At 70.7% G+C, this 21,352-nt stretch carries 19 protein-coding genes; 14 read left to right on the top strand and 5 right to left on the bottom strand.

Annotated features, from left to right (window positions below):
- The first annotated feature begins 3 nt into the window (after nucleotides 1-3).
- Nucleotides 4-1,614, top strand: coding sequence for an asparagine synthetase B (locus tag H0524_RS01565; protein ID WP_180197048.1), 1,611 nt, complete (start codon nucleotides 4-6; stop codon nucleotides 1,612-1,614).
- 165 nt (nucleotides 1,615-1,779) lie between these two features.
- Here the strand turns inward: H0524_RS01565 and H0524_RS01560 are convergent, their stop codons facing one another.
- Nucleotides 1,780-3,222: an LVIVD repeat-containing protein gene (locus tag H0524_RS01560; protein WP_180197047.1), complete on the bottom strand. Its 1,443-nt coding sequence runs from the start codon at nucleotides 3,220-3,222 to the stop codon at nucleotides 1,780-1,782.
- 242 nt (nucleotides 3,223-3,464) lie between these two features.
- On the opposite strand from H0524_RS01560, the gene H0524_RS01555 reads away from it, so the two are divergent.
- Entirely contained in the window at nucleotides 3,465-4,139 is a 675-nt protein-coding gene (locus tag H0524_RS01555; RefSeq protein ID WP_180197046.1) for a DUF305 domain-containing protein, read from the top strand.
- A gap of 28 nt (nucleotides 4,140-4,167) precedes the next feature.
- Here H0524_RS01555 and H0524_RS01550 read toward each other — a convergent pair whose 3' ends face one another.
- Nucleotides 4,168-5,505: a serine/threonine-protein kinase gene (locus H0524_RS01550; protein WP_180197129.1), complete on the bottom strand. Its 1,338-nt coding sequence runs from the start codon at nucleotides 5,503-5,505 to the stop codon at nucleotides 4,168-4,170.
- A gap of 216 nt (nucleotides 5,506-5,721) precedes the next feature.
- Here H0524_RS01550 and egtA point away from each other — a divergent pair, with 216 nt between their 5' ends.
- The 5 genes from egtA to H0524_RS01525 all read left to right on the top strand — a co-directional run bounded on the left by egtA (nucleotide 5,722) and on the right by H0524_RS01525 (nucleotide 10,913).
- Nucleotides 5,722-6,954: an ergothioneine biosynthesis glutamate--cysteine ligase EgtA gene (gene egtA, locus H0524_RS01545; RefSeq protein ID WP_180197045.1), complete on the top strand. Its 1,233-nt coding sequence runs from the start codon at nucleotides 5,722-5,724 to the stop codon at nucleotides 6,952-6,954.
- Nucleotides 6,951-8,285, top strand: a complete 1,335-nt coding sequence (gene egtB / locus H0524_RS01540; protein ID WP_180197044.1) for an ergothioneine biosynthesis protein EgtB — start codon at nucleotides 6,951-6,953, stop codon at nucleotides 8,283-8,285. Before egtA ends, egtB begins: the two co-directional genes overlap by 4 nt.
- 10 nt (nucleotides 8,286-8,295) lie before the next feature.
- Nucleotides 8,296-9,042: an ergothioneine biosynthesis protein EgtC gene (gene egtC / locus H0524_RS01535; RefSeq protein WP_180197043.1), complete on the top strand. Its 747-nt coding sequence runs from the start codon at nucleotides 8,296-8,298 to the stop codon at nucleotides 9,040-9,042.
- A gap of 52 nt (nucleotides 9,043-9,094) precedes the next feature.
- The gene (gene egtD / locus H0524_RS01530) at nucleotides 9,095-10,060 is read left to right on the top strand and encodes an L-histidine N(alpha)-methyltransferase (RefSeq protein ID WP_018725159.1); all 966 of its coding nucleotides are present in this window, start codon (nucleotides 9,095-9,097) and stop codon (nucleotides 10,058-10,060) included.
- A gap of 268 nt (nucleotides 10,061-10,328) precedes the next feature.
- Nucleotides 10,329-10,913: a TMEM165/GDT1 family protein gene (locus tag H0524_RS01525; protein ID WP_180197042.1), complete on the top strand. Its 585-nt coding sequence runs from the start codon at nucleotides 10,329-10,331 to the stop codon at nucleotides 10,911-10,913.
- A gap of 118 nt (nucleotides 10,914-11,031) precedes the next feature.
- Here the strand turns inward: H0524_RS01525 and nhaA are convergent, their stop codons facing one another.
- Nucleotides 11,032-12,342 carry a Na+/H+ antiporter NhaA gene (nhaA, locus tag H0524_RS01520; RefSeq protein WP_180197041.1) on the bottom strand — a complete coding sequence of 437 codons (1,311 nt, stop codon included), beginning with the start codon at nucleotides 12,340-12,342 and terminating at the stop codon, nucleotides 11,032-11,034.
- Nucleotides 12,343-12,723: 381 nt separating this feature from the next.
- Here nhaA and H0524_RS01515 point away from each other — a divergent pair, with 381 nt between their 5' ends.
- The 3 genes from H0524_RS01515 to H0524_RS01505 all read left to right on the top strand — a co-directional run bounded on the left by H0524_RS01515 (nucleotide 12,724) and on the right by H0524_RS01505 (nucleotide 15,226).
- Nucleotides 12,724-13,944, top strand: a complete 1,221-nt coding sequence (locus tag H0524_RS01515) for a glycosyltransferase family 4 protein (protein WP_180197040.1) — start codon at nucleotides 12,724-12,726, stop codon at nucleotides 13,942-13,944.
- A 116-nt stretch (nucleotides 13,945-14,060) separates the two neighbouring features.
- Entirely contained in the window at nucleotides 14,061-14,729 is a 669-nt protein-coding gene (locus H0524_RS01510; RefSeq protein WP_180197039.1) for a hypothetical protein, read from the top strand.
- Nucleotides 14,730-14,815: 86 nt separating this feature from the next.
- Nucleotides 14,816-15,226 (top strand): DUF2267 domain-containing protein, encoded by a 411-nt coding sequence (locus H0524_RS01505; RefSeq protein ID WP_180197038.1) that lies wholly within the window; start codon nucleotides 14,816-14,818, stop codon nucleotides 15,224-15,226.
- Nucleotides 15,227-15,258: 32 nt separating this feature from the next.
- On the opposite strand, the gene H0524_RS01500 is transcribed toward H0524_RS01505, so the two are convergent.
- Nucleotides 15,259-16,425: a CaiB/BaiF CoA-transferase family protein gene (locus H0524_RS01500; protein ID WP_180197037.1), complete on the bottom strand. Its 1,167-nt coding sequence runs from the start codon at nucleotides 16,423-16,425 to the stop codon at nucleotides 15,259-15,261.
- A 250-nt stretch (nucleotides 16,426-16,675) separates the two neighbouring features.
- Here H0524_RS01500 and H0524_RS01495 point away from each other — a divergent pair, with 250 nt between their 5' ends.
- Complete coding sequence (locus tag H0524_RS01495; RefSeq protein ID WP_180197036.1) at nucleotides 16,676-17,689, top strand: TerC/Alx family metal homeostasis membrane protein; 1,014 nt, start codon at nucleotides 16,676-16,678, stop codon at nucleotides 17,687-17,689.
- Between the two features lie 91 nt (nucleotides 17,690-17,780).
- On the top strand, nucleotides 17,781-19,082 hold the full coding sequence (locus H0524_RS01490; RefSeq protein WP_180197035.1) for an NAD(P)/FAD-dependent oxidoreductase: 1,302 nt from the start codon (nucleotides 17,781-17,783) through the stop codon (nucleotides 19,080-19,082).
- 83 nt (nucleotides 19,083-19,165) lie between these two features.
- Here H0524_RS01490 and H0524_RS01485 read toward each other — a convergent pair whose 3' ends face one another.
- Complete coding sequence (locus tag H0524_RS01485) at nucleotides 19,166-20,143, bottom strand: DUF2267 domain-containing protein (RefSeq protein WP_180197034.1); 978 nt, start codon at nucleotides 20,141-20,143, stop codon at nucleotides 19,166-19,168.
- A 195-nt stretch (nucleotides 20,144-20,338) separates the two neighbouring features.
- On the opposite strand from H0524_RS01485, the gene H0524_RS01480 reads away from it, so the two are divergent.
- Complete coding sequence (locus H0524_RS01480; protein WP_180197033.1) at nucleotides 20,339-20,644, top strand: hypothetical protein; 306 nt, start codon at nucleotides 20,339-20,341, stop codon at nucleotides 20,642-20,644.
- Nucleotides 20,645-20,855: 211 nt separating this feature from the next.
- Nucleotides 20,856-21,341 carry an ATPase gene (locus tag H0524_RS01475; RefSeq protein ID WP_180197032.1) on the top strand — a complete coding sequence of 162 codons (486 nt, stop codon included), beginning with the start codon at nucleotides 20,856-20,858 and terminating at the stop codon, nucleotides 21,339-21,341.
- The last annotated feature ends 11 nt before the right edge of the window (nucleotides 21,342-21,352 follow it).

Raw genomic sequence — 21,352 nt, 5'->3', positions numbered from 1 at the left:
CGCATGGGTGGGATCGCGGTGAGCCTCGGTCCGGAGGCCGATCCGGCTGTCTTCCGACAGATGCTCGCCACCCTGGCGCCCCGCGGTCAGGTGACCGAGACCCGATCCGAGACAGGCATGCTCACCGGGGTGCGCCGGCTGCCGGTGGTGGACCGGAAGCGGGCGGTGCAACCCTGGGTCTCCGTCGACGAGCGGTGGATACTCTGCTACAACGGCGAGGTCTTCAACCACCATGAGCTGCGCGCGGAGCTGACCGGCCTGGGGTACCGCTTCCGTGGGGTGAGCGACACCGAGGTGGTACTCACGGCGTACCTGCACTGGGGCGAGGCGATGGTCTCCCGGCTGCGCGGTGAGTACGCCTTTGTGATCGTCGAACGGGCCAGCGGACGGGCGTACCTGGTGCGTGATCCGCTCGGGGTCAAGCCGCTGTACTGGACCCAGACCCCGGGCTGTGTGCATGTGGCGAGCGAGGTCAAGGCCCTGGTCGGCTTCGGCGCGCCGGTCATCGAGGTGCCGCCCGGACACCACGGTTGGGTGCAGGCCGACGTCGCAGCCTGTCTGCGTCCGTACGTCAACCTGCTCGCCCTCGGTGCGGGGCTGCCAACCGTGGACGACCCGGACGAGGCCGCCCTGCTCGTCCGGGCCGCCCTCACCGACAGCATCCGGGCCCGGCTGGACACCGACCTCACCGTCGGCGTGGTCCTCTCCGGTGGCCTGGACAGTTCCCTCGCGCTGCTACACGCCCGCGAGCTGCACCCGGACTGCGTGGCGGTCACCGTCGGCGTGCCGGAGAGCCCCGACCTGCGTTACGCGCGGCGGCTGGCGAAGGACCTCGGGGTTCCGCACGAGGTGGTGGAGTTGCAGCCGCGAGACATTCGCCTGGCCCAGATCCGGGAGGCGATCCGGATTTCGGAACTCACCGAGTACGGCGACATCATCAACGCGGTGGTCTCGGTGCCGCTTTTCCGACGGCTGCGCGAGCTGGGCGTCAAGGTGGCGCTCACCGGCGACGGCTCGGACGAGTTGTTCGGCGGCTACCCGATGTACCACCGGGTCGGCCCGCAGGTCGCCCATCGGCTCTTTCTGCACAAGATCAGTAATCTCGGCCGTACGGAGTTGCAACGCGTCGACCGCACCAGCATGGCGTACGGGGTGGAGGCCCGGGTGCCGTTCCTCGACCCGAGCGTGGTCGAGCTCGCGATGCGGCTGCCGATCGGGCTGAAACTGCGCGCGGGGCAGGAGAAGTGGATCGTCCGCCGGGCCTTCGCCGATCTGTTGCCGGACTACATCCGGCGACGACCGAAGAGCCCGATGTCGTACTCCTCCGGTCTGCACGAGCGGGCCCGGCTCTACAAACCGGTCTTCGCCCGGCTGCACCGCTCCTTCCGTTACGACCTGGCCGAGCCGGTGCGCCGGGACTTCGGCCGCGTGCTGACCAGCTGCGGCAACGACCTGGACCGGGCCATCGCCGCCGGGCGGGCCCGCCCGGACTACACGGTGCTGGAGCACGCCCGGGACCTGGTCGGCGCGGCGAAGTGGAACGCACTGCCGGTCGTGCGCCGGCTGGTCGGACCGCGGCGCAGCCCGGGGGACGACGTGCCGTCGCCCGGCTGAGGATGGTCCGGGGGTTGACTCTGACATGGTGTCAGGGCCGGCCGTGGAGGGACCATGTTCGCTATCCCACGCGGGACCGCCGAGCGAGACGTGGGGCCGGCTTCCGGATGGAAGCCGGCCCCACGGTGCGTCCGGTCGGGATCGGGCTGCGCGGTTGCCCGTCGGCTACCAGCCGAAGCGGCCGGTCTGGGTCTGTGCGTTCAGCTCCGGGTAGCGGACGAAGTTGGCCGTCCAGGTGCGCCAGTCGGTCAGCCGCAGAACGTCCAGGCCCTTGGCGATGTCGTTGGAGTAGATGTAGCCGTTGTACCAGTACGCGGACCAGGAGCCGCCGCCGATGAGGATTTCGTCGTCCAGCGGGCCCCGTTCCCAGTAGGCGATCTCGCGGGGGTTGGCCGAGTTGGTGAAGTCCCAGACCGAGATGCCGCCCTGGTACCACGCCTGGACCATGATGTCCCGCCCGAACACCGGGATCAGTGAGCCGTTGTGTGCCACACAGTTCTCGGTGTCGGCGTTTTCCCGCGGGATCTTGAAGTAGCTGCCGAAGACCAGGGTGCGGTCGTCACCGCGACCGACGATGTCGTAGATGGCGTCGGCTCCCCGGTTGGGGCCGATGGTGTCGTTGCAGGTGGGGGCGCCGCCACCGCCCAGCTCGTCGGTGAAGATCACCTTTGTGCCGGCGTTGTTGAAGGTGGCGGAGTGCCAGAAGGCGAAGTTCTCGGTGTCCCGGACCCGGTTGATGACCTGGGGTGCTTCCCGGTCCGAGATGTCCATCAGGATGCCGTCACCCATGCAGGCACCGGCGGCCAGGTTCTTCGACGGGTAGGCAGTGATGTCGTGGCAACCGCTGGTCGCCGACTTCTGCCCCGGCACGCCCTCGTAGCCGCCGTCGGGGAAGAGGTTCGGGGTGGCCACCACCGCCGCGTCGGTGGGCCGGTGTACCGGCACCTTGACGATGGAGATCGAGTCGTGCGGCGGCGGGCAGCCGACGTACGTGTCCGACGGGCCGTACGACGAGACGTAGAGGTACATCGTCGCCTTGTTTCGGCCGGGCACCAGCGTGTGGGTGTGTGAACCGCAGGCGGTCTGCACACTCTTCAGGTAGTGGGGGTTGGCCTTGTCGCTGATGTCGAAGATCTTGATGCCCTCCCACCGGGTCTCGCTCGACGGCACCCTGATGCTGTCGCACGAGTCGTCGCTGCGGGGCGAGTCGGTGGAGAGGAAGAGCAGGTCGCCGTGGACGGAGATGTCATTCTGCGAGCCTGGACAGAGCACGCGGGAGACGACCGTCGGTGCGGCCGGCCGCGAGATGTCGTAGATAACGAAGCCGTTGTAGTTGCCGGCGAAGGCGTACCGGCCCTGGAAGGCGAGGTCGCTGTTCGTCGCGTCGAGCGGTGCTTCCAGTGGCAGGTTGGCGACCTGTTTCAGGTTGGGGCTGCTGCGGATCTCGTCAACCCCGGGGATGTCCGCGGTGGTGACGGCGCTGGACTTGGTGGTGGCCGCGCTGGCGTCCTGGGGCGCTGCGGCGACCACACTCGTCAGGAGAAGGCCGGCCGCGGCCAGGCTCAGTGTGCCGAGCCAGCGGGGCCGCGGCGTGCGGGATCTGCTCATCGGCGGGGCCCTTCGCGAGGTGTGAGGACTGGCCACACCCTACCGCCGCAATGGCGAGTGTCGATAGCTATTACTGTCGATCGGGTTGGACCTGCCCTGGCTCTGGTTGATCTCGGCGGCGGCGAGGCCCTCGGGCCGCCGGTCGCCTGCTTCGTTGGGCGAAATGCGGTGACGTCCGTCACATATACTCTCGGTTGTCGATGGCTACGATCATCGTGACCTTGACCGCCAGGGGGTGTCGAATGACCGTGCGGGGTAGGTGGGTGCTGGCCGCTGTGACGACGGTGGCTCTGGTGCTCGGCGTGGTGGTGTGGCAAGGGGTCGCCCAGGACCGGTCCCGATCCGCGGTGCCGACGGCAACGGGGGTCGGCGACAGCCCCGGTCCGTCGGTCATCGTGCCCGGCCGGCCCGGAGAAGCGGCTCGGATCCGCCCTGCCGACGAGGTGCGGGCGATCGACACCGGAGCACACAACTCGCTGGATACCTGGTACGTCCAGATGATGATTCCGCATCACGAGCAGGCGCTGGAGATGTCGGAATTGGCCCCGGGACGGGCCGCCGATCCACAGGTGGTGGCGTTGGCTGAGCGGATCCGGGCCAGTCAGGCGCCGGAGATCGAGATGTTGCGGGCCTGGCTCGCCGCCCGCAACCTACCGGTGGAGGTTCCCGAGCACGATCACAGCACAATGCGTGGCATGCAGTCGCCGGAGGCGATGCGCCGCCTCGCCGAGTCTCGGGGTGTCGGGTTTGACCGACTCTTTGTGGAGATGATGAGCGATCACCACGCCGGGGCTGTCGAAATGTCCATCGATTTGCTGAAGGTCGGTGCGGAGCCGGTGCTGCTGGAGTTCGCGAACTCGGTCGCCGTCGAGCAGAACGTCGAGATCAGCCGGATGCAGGAGCTGCTCGACAGCTGACCAGCCGACACCGCTCCGGCGCTCCGGGTCACGCTCCTGCCCCGGGGGTGGTGGTCGAGGCCGGTGGCGTCGTCGTGGGGGCGTCGCTCGGATCGGATGGCTCGGAGCTTGGCGATGGCGGCGGCTCGGGCGTTTCGGAGGAGGTCGGCGGCTCGCTCGGGCTCGGCGAGGGGTCCGCCGATGCCGACACCGATGCCGACGCCGATACCGACAGGGTTGGTGCCGGCGGCGGCTTACTGGTGGACCCGTTCGGTTGATAGGGGCGCTGCGGCGCCGAACTGGTCGTCGCGACGGGCGGCGGGGCTGCCCCGTCGTCGCCCGCCGTTGTCGGCGCCGACGACGGCGTTTCGCCCAGCGAGTCCGCGGCACCGCCGAGAGCCACCGCCGTGGCCAGGCCGGCGACCGCCACCACCGCGGTGGCCACCGCCCCAACCAGCGGTCCGCGTCGGCCGGGGTGGTACGTGTCAACGACCGGATTGTCGGTGAGCGTCCTCGGCTCGGCAGTGCGCAGCGTCGCCGGATCCACCCGAGCCGTCGGTGCGGTTGCCGCGGTGGGATCCGACACCGCGGCGCGGGCGGCCGCTGCCATCGCAGTCCCACCGCTGAACCGGCTCTCGGGGTTCTTCGCCAGGGCTCGGCGGACCAGCGCCCGCACCGCCTCCGGAATGTCGTGGGGTAGCTCGGGGGGCTCTTCGTCGAGGTGCGCGACGGCGACCTGCAGCGGGTTCTCACCGGTGAATGGCGGGCTGCCGCTCAGGCAGCAGTAGGCCACTGCCCCGAGCGCGTAGATGTCGGTGGCACCGGAGACCGGTCGTCCGGCGGCCTGCTCCGGTGCCATGTAGAGCGCGGTTCCCGGTACGGCGTTGGTGTTGGTGATGCTCGTCATGCCGGTCGAACGGGCGACCCCGAAGTCGACCAGCACAACGGCGCCGTTCTCCTGTACCACCAGGTTGCTCGGCTTGATATCCCGGTGCACGACGCCACGACGATGCACTGCCTCCAGCGCTGCTGCGGCCTGCTCGACGATTGACATCGTCTCAGCCACGTCGAGCCGACCGGCGGCCTCGATCCGCCGGGACAGGGGTTCGCCGGTGACGAATTCCATGATCAGGTAGTTGGCCTGGTCGCCGTTGGGGAGCTCGTCCGCGCCGCAGTCGAAGACCTGCACCACCCCCGGGTGCCGCAGGGCGGCCATGATCCGCGCCTCAGACCGGAACCGGGTGATGAAATCGGGGTCAGAGACGAGCGTTGGCAGCAGTACCTTCACCGCCACGGGGCGGTCCAGGATCAGATCGACGCCCCGCCAGACGTCCCCCATGCCGCCGGTGGCGATCCGTTCGTCCAGGCGGTATCGACCGCTGAGCACGACACCTGATGTCAACACGCCAACACCGTACCCACCGCGGGCGGGGGCGCTGCGCCGCGGAGCCCCACCCGCCGCGTGGGCGCTGCGGTATTCCACCCGGATCCACCGAGTTCGTCTGCTAGACAGAGGGAGGCCGGCTCGCGGGCATCCACCTTCGTGGTGATCCGCGTTACGGTGGCACGGGTCGGACGTCGGCGCGGCGAAAGGGACCGGACCATGGTGACGTCGCCGGAGGTGGACCATGGCACGGTCCTGACCTCCTCGGCCGCGGCTGCGAGCCACCTGTCGCGGATCTGTTTCAAGACCGGCCCGCCCCGATGGCTCGGCGTCGAGCTGGAATGGACCGTGCACGATGCGGTCGACCCCGCGCGCCCGGTCGGGGCCAACCGCCTACGGGCAGCCCTCGGGCCGCACAGCCCCCGCACCCTGGACACGACGAGCCCCGCCCAGCCGCTGGGGCATGGCGGCTCCGTCACCGTCGAGCCCGGCGGGCAGGTGGAGATCTCCACCGCAACACATACCTCGGTCGTGGCCCTGGTCACCGCCACCGAAGCCGAGATCGCCGAACTCACCGCGTTGCTCGAGCGAGCCGGACTGGTCCTCGGTGCCGGTGGGATCGACGCCCACCGGTCACCCCGCCCCGTGTTCGAGACCCCGCGGTACCGGGCGATGCGCCAGGTCTTCGATCGCCGTGGCCCGGCCGGGCGCAGGATGATGTACAGCACCGCCAGCCTCCAGGTCTGCCTGGATGTCGGCGAGACGGATCAGCTCGCCGACCGCTGGGCCACGGCACACGCGATTGGTCCACCCCTGATCGCCGCCTTCGCCACCGCCGGTCGGCATGCCGGGCGAGCGACCGGCTGGGTCTCGGCCCGGATGGCCGCCTGGCTGGCCATCGACCCGGCGCGGACCCGGGCGGTGTGGACTCCCGAGCAGGGCACCGCGGATCCGATCGCCAGTTGGACGGCGTACGTCCTCGCTGCCCCGCTACTCTGCGTGCGGGATGGACCGGACTGGACGGCTCCGGTCGGCGTCACCTTCGCCGACTGGCTCGCTGGCGCGTTACCTCGGCCCCCCACAGTCGACGATCTCGACTACCACGTGAGCACGCTCTTTCCGCCGGTGCGTCCCCGCGGCTACCTGGAGCTGCGCTACCTCGACGCCCAACCGGAGGACAGTTGGTCCGTGCCGGTGGCGGTGGTCGCCGCGTTGCTCTCCGAACCGGCCGTCACCCGGGCCGCCCGCTCGCTCGTCGGGGCGCAGGCGCAGCGATGGATCGCCGCGGCCCGGTACGGCCTGCACGACGACGCTCTCGCGGCGACGGCCGCCGACCTTCTTGATCTGGCGCTGACCGCGCTGCCCCGGCTGGGGCTGCCGGCCGCCCTGCACGACGACCTTGACCGAGGCGTACGACGGCGGCGGGAGGCCGCGGGAAGGAGGCGGCGGTGACCGAGACAACCGACCGGCCCGACGGGGTACGACTGCGGGAGCACATCGCGACCGAGCTGGCCCGGGCCCGGGCCCGTACCGAGGTGTTGACCGACGCGGTTGACGACGCCGACCTGGTGCGACAACATTCACCGCTGATGTCGCCCCTGGTCTGGGACCTCGCCCACGTCGGCAACCAGGAAGAGCTCTGGCTGGTCCGGGACGTGGGCGGCCGGGAGCCGGTCCGTCAGGACATCGACGAGCTCTATGACGCCTTCAAGCAGCCTCGCCGGGACCGGCCGGCGCTGCCGTTGCTGCCGCCGCCGCAGGCGCGGGCATATGTGTCGACGGTCCGGGACAAGGTCTTCGACCTCCTCGACGGGGTGACCTTCACCGACCGGCGGCTGGTCGCCGACGGCTTTGCCTTCGGCATGATCGTCCAACACGAGCAGCAGCACGACGAGACCATGCTCGCGACGCACCAGCTGCGCTCCGGTCCGGCTGTCTTCGACGCGCCGCCGCCGCCGGAGCCCCGGGCCCGGGTGGGCGGGGAGGTACTGGTTCCGGCCGGTGAGTTCACCATGGGTACCGACACCGACCCCTGGGCGCTGGACAACGAGCGCCCCGCCCACCGGGTGCACCTGCCGGCGTACGTCATCGACGCGGCGCCGGTCACCAACGGTGCGTACGCGGCCTTCATCGCCGAGGGCGGGTACCGCGACCCACGCTGGTGGAGCACCGCGGGGTGGGCGCACCGGCAGGAGGTGGGCCTGACGGCACCGTTGCACTGGCACCCGGACGGCGACGGCTGGGCCTACCGCCGCTTCGGCCGGTGGGCGCCGGTACGCGACGACGAGCCGGTGGTGCACGTCGGCTGGTACGAGGCGCAGGCCTACGCCACCTGGGCGGGAAAGCGGTTGCCGACCGAGGCGGAGTGGGAGAAGGCGGCCCGCTGGGACCCGGCGACCGGTCGGTCCCGCCGCTACCCGTGGGGCGACGGGGACCCGACGACCAGCCACGCCAACCTCGGCCAGCGGCACCTCTGGCCGGCGCCGGTCGGTGCCTACCCGGCGGGTGCGTCGCCGCTCGGTGTCCACCAGCTGATCGGCGACGTGTGGGAGTGGACCTCGACCACCTTCCGCGGCCACCCCGGTTTCACGGCCTTTCCGTACCGGGAGTACTCCGAGGTCTTCTTCGGTGACGACTACCGGGTGTTGCGCGGCGGATCGTTCGGTACCGACCGGGCGGCCTGCCGGGGCACCTTCCGTAACTGGGACTATCCCATTCGGCGGCAGATCTTCAGTGGTTTCCGCTGCGCCCGGGACGCCAGCTCCGAAGAAGCACCCGAGTGAGGGCCCGCTGATGTGCCGTCACCTGGTCTATCTCGGGCCGCCGATCACCCTGCGGGAGCTGCTCTTCGATCCGCCGGCGTCACTGGTCCAGCAGTCCTGGGCACCGAAGGACATGCGCCGTGGCGGGTGTATCAATGCCGACGGCTTCGGCGTCGGTTGGTACTCCGACGACGGCGATCCGGTCCGCTACCGGCGGGCGCAGCCGATCTGGACCGACCCGACGATCGCCCAGCTGGCCGGCGTCACCCGGGCGGGCGCGATCCTCGCGGCGGTCCGGTCCGCGACCGTCGGCATGCCGGTGCTCGAGTCGGCCGCCGCGCCGTTTCTGGAGGGGCGGTGGCTGTTCAGCCACAACGGGGCGGTGCGCGGCTGGCCGGACAGCATGGCCTCGCTCGCTGGTACGTTGCCGGTGCGTGACCTGCTCACCCTCGACGCGCCCACCGATGCAGCGCTGCTCTGGGCGCTGGTCCGGCACCGGCTGCGCGCCGGGGTCGAGCCGGCCCGCGCCGTGGCGGAGACGGTGGTGGCGGTGGCCCAGGCCGCCCCCGAGTCCCGGCTCAACCTGCTGCTGACCGATGGGCACACGGCGGTGGCGAGCGTCGCTGGGCACAGCCTGTCGATCCTTCGGACGCCGGACTCGGTGCTGCTGGCGTCCGAGCCGCACGACGACGACCCCGACTGGCAGGCGGTGCCAGAGGGGCAGCTGGTGGTGGCGACCGCCACCGGGGTGCGGACCAGTGCCCTGCTCGCGGAGTGACCGTCAGTCCGTTGATACCGCCGCCGAAGACGTCAATGAGGAAGGGACAGACATGAGCGCAGAGCCGCTGGAGATCCACCTCGAAGAGCAGGACCTGGGACGCAACCTGCGGCAGGATGTCCGCGCCGGGTTGACCGCCGAGGAGAAGTGGTTGTCCCCGAAGTGGTTCTACGATGCTCGGGGCAGCCAGCTCTTCGAGGAGATCACTCGGCTGGCGGAGTACTACCAGACCGGGGCCGAACGGGCGGTGTTGCTGGAGCGGGCTGCTGAGATCGCGACGGTGAGCGGTGCCAAGACGCTGATCGAGTTGGGCTCCGGTTCCTCGGAGAAGACCCGGTTGTTGCTGGACGCGTTCACCCGCCATGGCGACCTGGGCACCTTTGTGCCGCTGGACGTGTCGGTGAGCGCGCTGCGTGAGTCCACCGCCCGGATCGCCGTGGACTATCCGGGCCTGCGTGTCCGGGGAATCGTTGGCGACTTCACCCGGCATCTTGATCGGCTGCCGGCGGGTGGGCGGCGGCTCGTGGTGTTCCTCGGCGGGACGATCGGCAACCTGCTGCCGGCCGAGCGCGCCGAGTTCCTGGCGGCGATGCGCGCCGCGCTGGAGCCGGGGGACTGGCTGCTGGTCGGCACCGACCTGGTGAAGGATCCGGCCGTCATTGTTCCCGCATACGACGACGCGGCGGGGGTGACCGCCGAGTTCAACCGCAACGTGCTGCGGGTGATCAACCGGGAGCTGGGTGCCGATTTCGACCCAGCGGCCTTCGACCACGTCGCGCTCTGGAATCCGGAGCGGGAGTGGATCGAGATGCGGCTGCGGGCCCGACACCCGATGCGGGTGCAGGTGCTCGACACCGAGGTGACGTTCGCCGCCGGGGAGGAGCTACGGACCGAGGTCTCGGCGAAGTTCCGACCCGAGGGGATCGCGGCGGAGCTGCGCGCGGCAGGCTTCGTCACCAGTGAGTTCTGGACGGATCCGGCCGGCCTGTTCGGCGTCACGCTCGCCCGCGCCGAGTAGGCGGACGCCACCGGCCCCTCCTCGACTCACCGGCCCGGCCCCTCCACGACCAGCCGGCCTGGCCGGTCCGCCGACATCAGCGTCGTCGGTGGTCGGCTAGGGTGGTCGGCGCGAAGGGGAGTAGCCCCCAACGTCGTGGTCGACACACTGGTGTTCCGGCACCCGGCCACACGGCCCCGCTCGGCGGGGCGGGCGAGACCTTCGACCCAGGTTGGTAGCCGGGTCGAGGTCCCTCCGTGCCTCTTTCCGGCCGGATCGGAAGGATGTCATGGCGGGTTTCCTCGTTGCGCTGGGAGTGAGCTTCGGCGTCGTCTTCGTCGCCGAGTTGGGGGACAAGTCCCAGCTGATGGCGCTGACCTTTGCCACCCGGTTTCGACCGTTGCCGGTGTTGGTCGGCATCACCGTGGCCACGGCCGTCGTGCACCTGGCCTCGGTGGCGATTGGCTACGGGCTCGGTGCGGCGCTGCCTACCGGATGGATCGCGCTCCTCGCCGGCGTGGCGTTTCTCGGGTTCGGCGCCTGGACGCTTCGCGGCGACCGCCTCACCGAGCAGGAGCGCCGCAAGGCGAACCGGTCGGGCCGGCCGGCGGTGGTGGTCGGCGTCGCGTTCCTCCTCGCCGAGCTGGGCGACAAGACCATGTTGGCGACCATCACCCTGGCGACCCAGTACGGCTGGTTCGGTACCTGGGTCGGATCCACGCTCGGCATGGTCGCCGCGGACGCCTTGGCGATCATGGTGGGGCGGGTACTCGGCCGCAGGCTACCCGAGCGGACCGTGCGCTTCGGTGCGGCGCTGCTCTTCGCCGGGTGCGGCCTCTGGCTGATCCTGGACGCGGTCGGGCAGCTCGGCTGACCGCCCGGCGGTACGTCGGCCGCGGGCGAAACCGACCGAGTTCGGTTTCGCCCGCGGCCGCGGTGGCAGTTGCGCCGGCGGACGCGGGGTGGCGTCCGTCGGCGACCGGTCGGCCTGGTCAGTCGTTACGGTGCTGGAAGACGTCGGGTACCCCGTCGCGGTTGCTGTCCACCCGCTCCTTCACGGCGATACGCCGATAGGCCTTGTTGCGGCGGGTCAGCACGACGGAGGCGAGCAGCGCCGCGATCAGGGACCCACTGAGTACGGCAGCCTTGACGTTGTCGTCGGCAGCACTGCTGTCGAAGGCGAGTTCACCGATCAGCAGCGACACGGTGAATCCGATGCCGGCCAGTAGGGAGACCCCGAGCAGGTCGGTCCAGGTGATGTCCCGGTCCAGCTCGGCGCGGGTGAACCGGGCGAGCAGGAACGTCGAGCCGAAGATACCGAGTACCTTGCCGAGCACCAGGCCGGCGACGATGCCGACGACGATCGGGTCGGTGATCACGGCGCCGAGGTCGGCACCGCGTAGGGACACTCCGGCGGCGAAGAAGGCGAAGACGGGGACGGCGAAGCCGGCGGAGATCGGCCGCCAGCGGTGCTCGAGGTGCTCGGCGAGCCCGTGCTTGTCCCCCTCCCGGCCGCGCAGGACCGGCACCGTGAAGCCGAGCAGGACGCCGGCCACCGTGGCGTGCACGCCCGACTCGTGCACCAGGGTCCAGGCCACCAGGGCCAGCGGGATCAGCGCCCACCACCAGGTCTTGCGGCGCTGCACGAGCAGGCCGAAGAGGGCGATCGGCAGCAGCGCGAGCAGCAGCGGCATGAGTTTGAAGTCGCCGGTGTAGAAGATGGCGATGACCGTGATCGCGAGCAGGTCGTCCACCACGGCCAGGGTGAGCAGGAAGGCGCGGAGCCCCTGCGGCAGGTGGGATCCGATGACCGCCAGCACGGCGAGCGCGAAGGCGATGTCGGTGGCGGTCGGGATGGCCCAGCCGCGCAGGTTCTCGCCACCGGCGGAGAGGTTGATGCCGACGTAGATCAGGGCCGGAACGATCATGCCGCCGACCGCCGCGACGACCGGCAGGGCGGCGCGTCGTGGGTCGCGCAGGTCCCCGGCGACGAACTCGCGTTTGAGCTCGAGCCCGACCACGAAGAAGAAGATCGCCAGCAGGCCGTCGGCCGCCCAGGTGGCGAGGTTCAGGTTCAGGTGCAGGTCGGACCCGCCCGGCCAGGGCACCCACGCCGCCAGGTTGGCGTAGGAGTCGCCCCAGGGCGAGTTCGCCCAGAGCAGCGCGATCACCGCGCCGAGCAGTAGCAGGCCGCCGCCGAAGGTCTCGGTCCGCAGCACGTCAGCCAGGAAGCGGGCCTCCGGCCAGGAGGTACGCGAGAAGAGGCGGCGGGCGCGGCCCGGGGGCGGGGTGCGGTCGGTCATACGCGCGGTCCATCCAAGCGGTGTCAGAGCAGCAGGAAACGTTCGCCGACCAGGCTTCCCGGCACACCGCTCACCACCTTATCCAGGCGAGTGACGGGACGGCGAGCGGAGACGACGTGACCTTGCCCCCGTCACACCGTTTCGCCCGGGGGCGGCAGGGTGTCGGGCTTATCGATCGAATAGCGAAACTTCGGATATTTGATGTATGAGGCGTTGTAATGGTTTCACGGTATAAGTTGAGCTTAGGAGCTTTTATGAGTTTCTTTGGGGCTTTCGGCTCGGTGCGGCGGCGTACCTGATGGACCGCTGCAGGGCGGACTCGTACATGGACAGCGGCCAGCGGGGCAACACGGCCGCCCTGCTGGCAACGGGGGAGCAACGATGAAGATCGGCATTCTGGCGTATCACTTTCCACCGGAACCGGCTTTCATTCCGGGCAGCCTCGCGGAGGAGCTGGCCCGCCGTGGGCACGAAGTCCGGGTACTGACCGGATTTCCGGACTATCCGGGCGGGCACACCTACCCGGGCTGGCGTCAGCGTTGGCGCCACGAGACCCGCAGCGAGCGGCTGACCGTGCGGCGGGTGCCCCGCTATGTTGGCCGGAACGGCCAGGTGCGCGGCGGCCGGTGGTCCGGCCCCCGCTCCTTTGCGGGCAGCGTGTCGCTGGTCGGCCGGCGGTTTTTCGCCGGTGTCGACGCCCTCTACGTGCACCAGCCGCCGGCCACCGCCTTCGCCGCCGCCCGCCTGCTGCGCGCGCTTCGACGGGTGCCGGCGGTCGTGCACGTTCAGGACGTGTGGGCGGGCCAGGAGCCGGCGGCCGGTGAGCCCGATCGGTGGACCGCTCGGCTCGCCAGGGCGATGGCCGCCACCTACCGGCGCGCCGACCGGGTCGCGGTCGCGGCCCCCTCGCTGCGGGACCTCGTCGTGACCGAGGGGGCCGACCCGGGGCGGGTCGAGGTGGTGCTCAACTGGACCGACGAGCGGATCTTCCAGCCGGCTCCGTCGAGCCCGGCCGCCGGTCAACTGATCCGTCGCGACGACCGCTGCGTGGTCATGCACGCCGGCACCATCGGCGCCCGACAGGGGCTGGAAACGGCGGTACGGGCGGCGGCGGCCCTCGACCAGCGGATGGATCTGGTGCTGGTCGGGTCGGGCGAGCAGGAGCGGCGGGTGCGGGGGCTCGCCGCCGAGCTGGGTGCCGACAACGTGCGGTTCGTCGACCGGCGCTCGCCGTTGGAGATGCCGGAGCTGTACGCCGCTGCCGACTATCAGTTGGTCATGCTTCGGGACCGGCCCGAACTACGCAGCACCCTGCCCGGCAAGTTGCCCACGGCCCTGTCCTGCGGGGCACCGGTGATCGCCTCGGCCGGTGGCGACACCGCCGAGGTGGTGGAGAGCGCCCGGGCCGGACTGTCGTGTCCGCCGGAGGAGTGGGACGCCCTCGCCGACCGGTTCTGGTTGGCCAGCACCATCCCGCCGGCCGCCCGTGCCGAGATGGGGCGGCGGGGTCGGGAGGCGTACCTGCAGCAGATGTCGATGCCCGCCGGAGTGGAACGGATCGAAAGCCTGCTGGACGAGGCCGTCAGCGCACGCCGACAGTGAGGGCGACCCGCGCCACCAGCGGTGCGGCCGGGGGCGTTGGCGAGCCGGGTGGGTGTGTGTGGTGGCGGTGCCGGGCAGCCAGGAGTGGCACCGGTCGGGGCGGGTAGTCGCCGCCCATGCCGACAATCGAGGACAAGAAGCGCCTGGTCCGCCGGCTCGCCGGGGGCGGGCGCGGCTTCGCTGAGCAGTACGGTTTCCGCACCACCAACAACCCGTCGAGCCTGTTTCAGCTGCTCTGCCTCGCCGTGTTGTTGTCCCGCCGCGGCGACGCCCAGCGAGCGATTGCGGCGGCCCGCGCCCTGCAGGTCCATGGCTGGGACAGTGCCGCCCGGCTGGCCCGCTCCACGCCCGCAGAGCGGGTCGGGCTGCTGCGCGACTGCGGTCTCCGCGCGGAAGCCGAGCAGGCCGCCGACACGCTCGGGAAGCTGGCGCAGGCGGTCGTTGACCGGTACCGGGGCGACCTGCGCCGGTTGCGCGTGGTCGCCGCCCGCGATGCCGACCGGGAACGTGACCTGCTCACCGAGCTGCCCGGGGTGGACGACACGGCGGTTGTCCTGTTTCTCCGCGAGGTGCAGGCACTCTGGGCGGAGGTGCCGCCGGTCGCCGATCGGCGGGCGCTGGCCGCGGCCCGCCGGCTGGGCCTCGGGCGTTCCGCCGATGACCTGGCCGGACTGGCGGGTAGCGGCCGGTCCGAGCGGCTGGCCTGGCTGGTGGGCGCGCTCGCCCGGGTTGACCTGGAGCAGCGATACCCGGAGGTGATCGGTCAGGCCATCCCAGCGCGGTGAGTGGGCAGACCCTTCTCCGCCGCCGACAACCGGCGGTTTCCGTACCCCGCGGGTGGGTATCCGGTCGGCCGGACCGAAGGGACAGCATGGAATATCACACCTTTGTTGACCAGGTCGGGCAGCGGACGGGCACCCCTACCGCGCAGGCGGTGGAGCTGACCCGGGCGGTCCTGGAGACACTTGCCGAGCGGCTGACCGGTGGAGAGGTGCTGGACCTGGCCGTACAGCTGCCGGCGCAACTGCAGGTGGTGCTGAAGCCCGGGCCCGAGAACGAGGCAGCGCAGCGGCTCGCGGCGGCGGAGTTTGTCACCCGGGTGGCAGCCCGCGCCCACGTTGACGAAGCGACTGCGCACGGGGCCGTCCGAGCGGTCTTCAGCACGCTGCGGGAGGCGATCAGCGGTGGTGATTTCGACGATGTCGCGGTGCAGCTGCCCCGCGACTACCGGGAACTGGTGGAGCCGGCGCTGGCGCCGGGTTCGGCGCTGCGCCGGCCCTGATCCGCCGTGCTGACTCCCCGCGCCCTCGGTGGCTAGGCGACGGCGCGCGCAGCATGCAGATCGGCGATGCGGTCAGCTCCGAAGCCCGCCTCGGCCAGCAGTTCGTCCGTGTGTTCGCCGGGGTGCGGCGGTGGACGGTGCAGGGCTGTCGGGGTACCGGAGAAGCGTGGTGCGGGCGCCGGTTGCGTCACCCCGTGGTGCTCCACAAAGGTGTCCCGTGCCGCCAGGTGCGGGTGCGCTGGTGCCTCCGCCCAATCCAGAACCGGGGCTACGCAGGCGTCCGAGCCGGCGAACAGTGCCGCCCACTCGTCCCGGGTCCGGGTCCGGAACAACCGTGCCCACGCCTCCCGTAACGCCGGCCAGTTCGCCGGGTCGGTGCGGTCCAGCGCGGTGTCGCCGGGCAGCGGAAAGCCGGTGCGTTGGACCAGTTCGTCGTAGAACCGGGGCTCCAGCGCGCCCACCGCCAGGTGTTTTCCGTCGGCACACTCGTAGCTGTCGTAGAACGGTGCGCCCCCGTCGAGCAGGTTCACCCCGCGCGGGTCCTGCCACCTGCCGAGGCGGCGTAGGGCGTGGATCTGGGTGCTGAGCACCGAGACGCCGTCCACGATGGCGGCGTCCACCACCTGGCCGGTGGCGCCGCCGCGTACGGCGTACAGGGCGCTGATCAGGCCGAGGGCGAGCAGCATCCCACCGCCACCGAAGTCGCCGAGCAGGTTCAGTGGCGGTACCGGACGCTCGCCGGCCCGCCCGATCCCGTGCAGCGCCCCGGTCAGGGCCAGGTAGGTGATGTCGTGCCCGGCTTCCGGGGTGGCGGGACCGTGCTGCCCCCAGCCGGTCATCCGCCCGTACACGAGGTGCGGGTTCACCGCGTGGCAGTCCGCCGGGCCGAGACCAAGTCGCTCGGTCACGCCGGGCCGGAAGCCCTCGATCAGCACATCCGCGCCGGCGGTCAGCGCGAGCGCCACGTCGCGGCCGGAGGCTGATTTCAGGTCCACGCCGATTGATCGCCGTCCCCGGTTCAGCAGGTCGGGGTGCGGGGCGCCGAAGGCGGTCGGGTCCACGTCGGCAGCGCGGTCCACCCGGATCACCTCGGCGCCCAGGTCGGCCAGCATCATTGCGGCGAATGGCCCCGGCCCGATGCCGGCAAGCTCGATTGCCCGCACCCCGGCGAGGGGGCCGGCCGGTACGTTGTCGGTCATCGGGCCACGATAAGCGCCGATGGGTTCGGGTGGTAGGGGGCTGGGTGCGCTGGTTGGAGTTGAGGTGCCGTTGCCGGGGTGCCGCGTGGCAGCCTGGACCCGGACTGCCCTACCCTTGGTCGCGACGAGGGGAGTACTTCCCGCGAGCCATTCCGGTCAGTACGGCGGGCCCCGGAGCCTGCCTCGGATGGTTGCCCACGAAAGTGGGTGAAGGAGACCTCGAGCATGGCATCGTGTTCGAGGAGGCTCCATGACCGATTTGTACCTTTCTGTTGAGCTGCAGTCGGTCGGCACACCGACGCTGTGGGGCGTCACCATCGCCGGTATCGTCCTGCTGCTGGTGCTCGACTTCCTGGTCACCCGGCGGCCGCACGAGGTGTCGCTCCGGGAGGCGCTGGCCTGGTCGGCGTTCTACCTCGCGTTGCCGCTGGCGTTCGGCGCCTGGCTCTGGTCCCGCTACGGCTCGCAGCAGGGCGTCGAGTACCTGACCGGCTACCTGGTGGAGAAGTCCCTCTCGGTAGACAACCTCTTCGTCTTCATGCTGCTGCTGGCCGCGTTCGCGGTGCCCCCGGTGCTCGCCCAGCGGGTCCTGCTGTTCGGGATCACCGGTGCCCTGGTGCTGCGCGCGGTGTTCATCGCACTCGGCGCGGCTGCCCTACAGACGCTCGACTTCGCCTTCCTGCTCTTCGCCCTCATCCTGCTCGCCACCGCGGCGAAGCTGCTGCGCGACGCGATCTCCGGCCAGGAGCAGGAGGTCGACATCAACGGGATGCGCTCGGTACGGCTCCTGCGCAGGTTCATGCCGGTCACCCAGCACTATCAGGGTACGAAGATGGTCGTACGCCTGGCTGGCCGGCGAACCCTCACCCCGCTGGCCCTGGTGGTCGTCGCGGTGCTCGCCACCGATGTGGTCTTCGCCGTCGATTCGGTGCCCGCCGTGTACGGCATCACCGAAGATCCGTACCTGGTCTTCGCCACCAACGCCTTCGCGCTGCTCGGGCTGCGGGCGCTCTACTTCGTCCTGCATGCCGCGCTCAGCCGGCTGGTTCACCTCAACTACGGACTCGCGGTCATCCTCGCGTTCATCGGAGTGAAGCTGGGCCTGCACTGGGCGCACGGGGTCTGGCCGGGGGTGCCGCAGATTCCGACCCTGGCATCACTCGCAGTGATTCTCGTTGTCCTCGTGACGGTCACCCTCACCAGCCTGTACGCGACCCGTACCAGCAGGTCGGGTGCCAGCACCGTGGGCCGGGGCCGCACCTGACCGAGGGCGTTCACCACCGGTGCGCGGCGCTTGCGACGCCGCCGGGCACCCCGGGAGGTTTGTCCAGCCTTGCCCGGGGAACGGCGGTGGAATGACGAAGCCTCGGGTGGTGATCGTAGGGGCCGGTTTCGCCGGATACCATGCGGCAAAGACACTCAGCCGGCTGGCCAGGGACCGGGCCGAGATCGTGCTGCTGAACGCGACCGACTACTTCCTGTACCTGCCGCTGCTACCAGAGGTCGCGGCCGGTGTCGTCGAGCCGTCCCGGATCTCGGTGCCGCTGGCGGGGACTCTCGACGGTGTCCGCCTGGTGGTCGGCGAAGCCGACCACGTTGACCTGCGGAACCGTTGGGTCGGTTTCACCCAGCCGGAGGGGGAGCGGAACCGCCTCGCGTACGACCGGCTGGTGCTGGCCGTCGGTAGCGTCAACAAGCTGCTGCCGATCCCCGGAGTCACCGAGTACGCGCACGGTTTCCGCGGCCTGCCAGAGGCGCTCTACCTACACGACCACGTGGTGCGACAGGTTGAGCTCGCGGAACAGGCCACCGACCCGGCCGAACAACGGGCGCGGGCCACCTTCGTGGTGGTGGGAGCCGGCTACACCGGCACTGAGGTGGCCGCCCACGGGCAGCTGTTCACCGACCGGCTCATCGGGCAACGGTCTCGGCTGAAGTTGCGACCCCGGTGGATGCTGCTCGACGTGGCGCCGCGGGTGCTACCCGAGTTGGACCGGCGGATGTCCGACACCGCCCATCGGGTCCTGGAAGAGCGGGGCGTGGATGTGCGGATGGGAACCTCGGTTGCGGTCGCGACCGCCGACGGGGTCAAGCTCACCGACGGGGAGTTCATCCATACCTGCTCCCTCATCTGGTGTGTCGGGGTTCGTCCCGACCCGTTCGTCGAGCAGCTCGGTCTGCGGACCGAGAAAGGCCGTCTGGTGACCGATGAGTACCTCAACGTGCCGGGCTTTCCGGAGGTGTACGCCTGCGGCGACGCCGCGGCCGTGCCCGACCTGGCCCAGCCCGGGCAGGTCTGCGCGATGACCGCCCAGCATGCCCAGCGGCAGGGCAAGCTGGTCGCCCGCAACATCGCCGCCTCGTACGGGCAGGGCACCCGCAAGCCGTACCAGCACCATGACCTGGGCTGGGTGGTTGACCTGGGGGGTCGGGATGCGGCGGCGAACCCGTTGAAGGTGCCGCTGGCCGGACTGCCCGCCAAGGTGGTGACCCGGGGATACCACCTGCTCAACCTGCCCGGCAATCGTGCCCGGGTGGGCGCCGACTGGCTGCTGGACGCGACCCTGCCCCGTCCGGCGGTCCAGTTGAGCCTGGTGCCGGCCCACTCGGTTCCGTTGGAGAGCAGCTCCCCCGAGGTGCCCGCCCAGATGGGATAGGCAGGGGCAGGGAAGGGGCCCGCCACCACCAGGTGATGCGACCAGGTTTCGGCGGTGGCCCCCTCCCGCCACGGGGCGCCGGGCTAGCCCGCCATCCCCGCCCCCACCTCGTCGATCGCGTCGTCCACGGCGTGGGCCAGGTCAACGTCCGGTCCGGTCACCTCGGGAGCCCTTCGGGGCCGGGAGGTCGCCACCGTCAACACGGCGGTGCTGCGGTCCGGTTGACCGATCGATGGTCCGCGTCCGGTCTGCCGTCGGATCCGGTCGAGTCGGTCCAGCACGCGGCCGAGGTTCTCGGTGGGCAGCTCGACTGTCCGGGACAACCCGTGCTGGTCCCCGGACCAGTACGGGAGACGGGCCAACTCCTCGCGTAGCTGGCCCTCGTCGAGCGGCGGGGTTGCGGCCCTCGCTCCGATCACGCCGCCGCCGGGTTCGGGCGGGGCGAGTAGGTCCCGCAGTTCCTCCGGAACGTGCAGCGACTCGACCAGGTCCGCATCCCGGTCGGCCAGCGCGGTGAGGGTGGCCGCCGCCTGGTACCGGGCCTGCTCCGGGGTACGTCCGCTGAGCCGCCCCACCTCGGCGAGGAAGCCGGGTAGGTCGGGGCGGTCCTCGATACCGTCCACCGGGGTGATGTCGTGTAGCCGGCTCGGTACGGCCGCGAGCAGCCGGCCCCGTTCGGCCGCACCCAGGGTGCGGGCCAGGGTCAGCACTGTAGCCGTCGCACCCACCTTCGCGGCGGGGAAGTCGACGCCGGACCGCCGGCCGACATCGGTCACCAGATCCTGGTAGCTGATCGTGGTGGCACTGGTGGGACCACTGTCCGGGATGGGCCGTGAATTGTCCGGGATGCCGACCGGAGGTGGGGCGGGACCACCGTTGGTGCTGGTCGGTTTGTGGCGTCCCGCCGGCGCGGGTCCGTTGCGCCGCCGTTGGTCAAGGCTGGTCAACTGCTTGGTGGCGCCCAGGCTGGCTCCGGTCCCGCTGGGCCGCCGTCCCTGGCTCCGGGCCTGACGGGCGAGCGCCCGGCGGCGTTGGTTGTCGCCCTCCATCTGCTTGCGCATGTGACAACTCCTCCACTGCGGTTCCTGCTGTCATCGATGTCTTCCCACCGCCGGCAGGCAGGAAACGGGCCCGGGCATGGCCGCGGAGCCGGCGCGGGATCCTCATCCGGCCGGGGTGATGGTTGCTCACCCGGTTGAGCCGGACGATCGCAGTGGACCGGTGGACTTCCGAGGTATGCGGAAGGGAAGGTCGTGATGAAGCGGATCGTCGAGATCATCCCCGCCCGACCCGGCTGGTACGCACGTTGGCGTCTGGCACCCGGTGGCACCCGCTGCTACCCGGTCAGCCTGTGGGTCCTGCTTGAGGAGAGCGACGGCACGGGCCGGGAGGTGATCGGGGTGGATTGCGTCGGGCAGTGGCCTGGTGCGGACGACAACGAGGCCGGCGGGGAGTTTGTCCGCTACCTCTTCCAGACTCCGGATTCGGGCGCGCCGGGGGACGCCGAACCAGCGACGGTGGTGCCGGGGCGGGTTACTGGCCCCGACCTGCGGGCGGTGTAGCGAAGCAGCGGTATCGATGATGGAGAGCGGAGCGGTGCCGCTCCTCCGCCCGTGGCGTCCGGCCAGGCCGATCGGTAGCGGCGACCTGAGGGTCGGAACTCGCCGAGTCGTTCGAATGTTGAATATTTTTCCCAAATGTCCCCGGCGGTGACCCCCGGGCACCGAGGATCGACGGTGGGGATAGACGTACCAGCTGTCTGGGGGCGACAGTATGAGGTTCTCCGTCGTAGACGTCGGTTACGACCAACGGCAGGTCGATTCCTGCCTGGATGAGCTCGGGGTTCGGGTGAGCCGGCTGGCGGCACGCGCAGAGGGCACCGCGCGGGCCGGGCGGGAGTGGGACGAGATTCGCGAGGAGGCGGCGGGTCTCTGTGGGGTGCTCCAGCGGCTCGACCTCGGCGATGTGGCGCGGCGACCCGTTGGGACACCGGACCGGGCAGCGGCTGAGCGGGAGGTGACCGACTTGCTGCTCCGGGCGCGACTGGAGTTCGACTCCGCCCGGGAGGAGGCTCGACGGGTGCGCGAGCAGGCCTATACCGAGGCGGTGCAGGCCCGCCGGGAGCTTGAGGCGGCGTTGCACGCTCGACGGTGCCGGGCGGTCCGGGTTGACGAGATCCTCGGTGGCCCGACGGAGGCGGTGCCGATCGACACCCCAACCGCCGCCTCCGCCGTGGCGCCGAGCCGAGCCGCCCGCTGAGCGGGGCGGGA

This window comes from Salinispora sp. H7-4 (genome assembly GCF_013416675.1).
Taxonomy (GTDB): domain Bacteria; phylum Actinomycetota; class Actinomycetes; order Mycobacteriales; family Micromonosporaceae; genus Micromonospora; species Micromonospora vitiensis.
The sequence above is the reverse complement of the archived record's forward strand: the minus strand, read 5'-3'. Positions and strand labels throughout refer to the sequence as shown.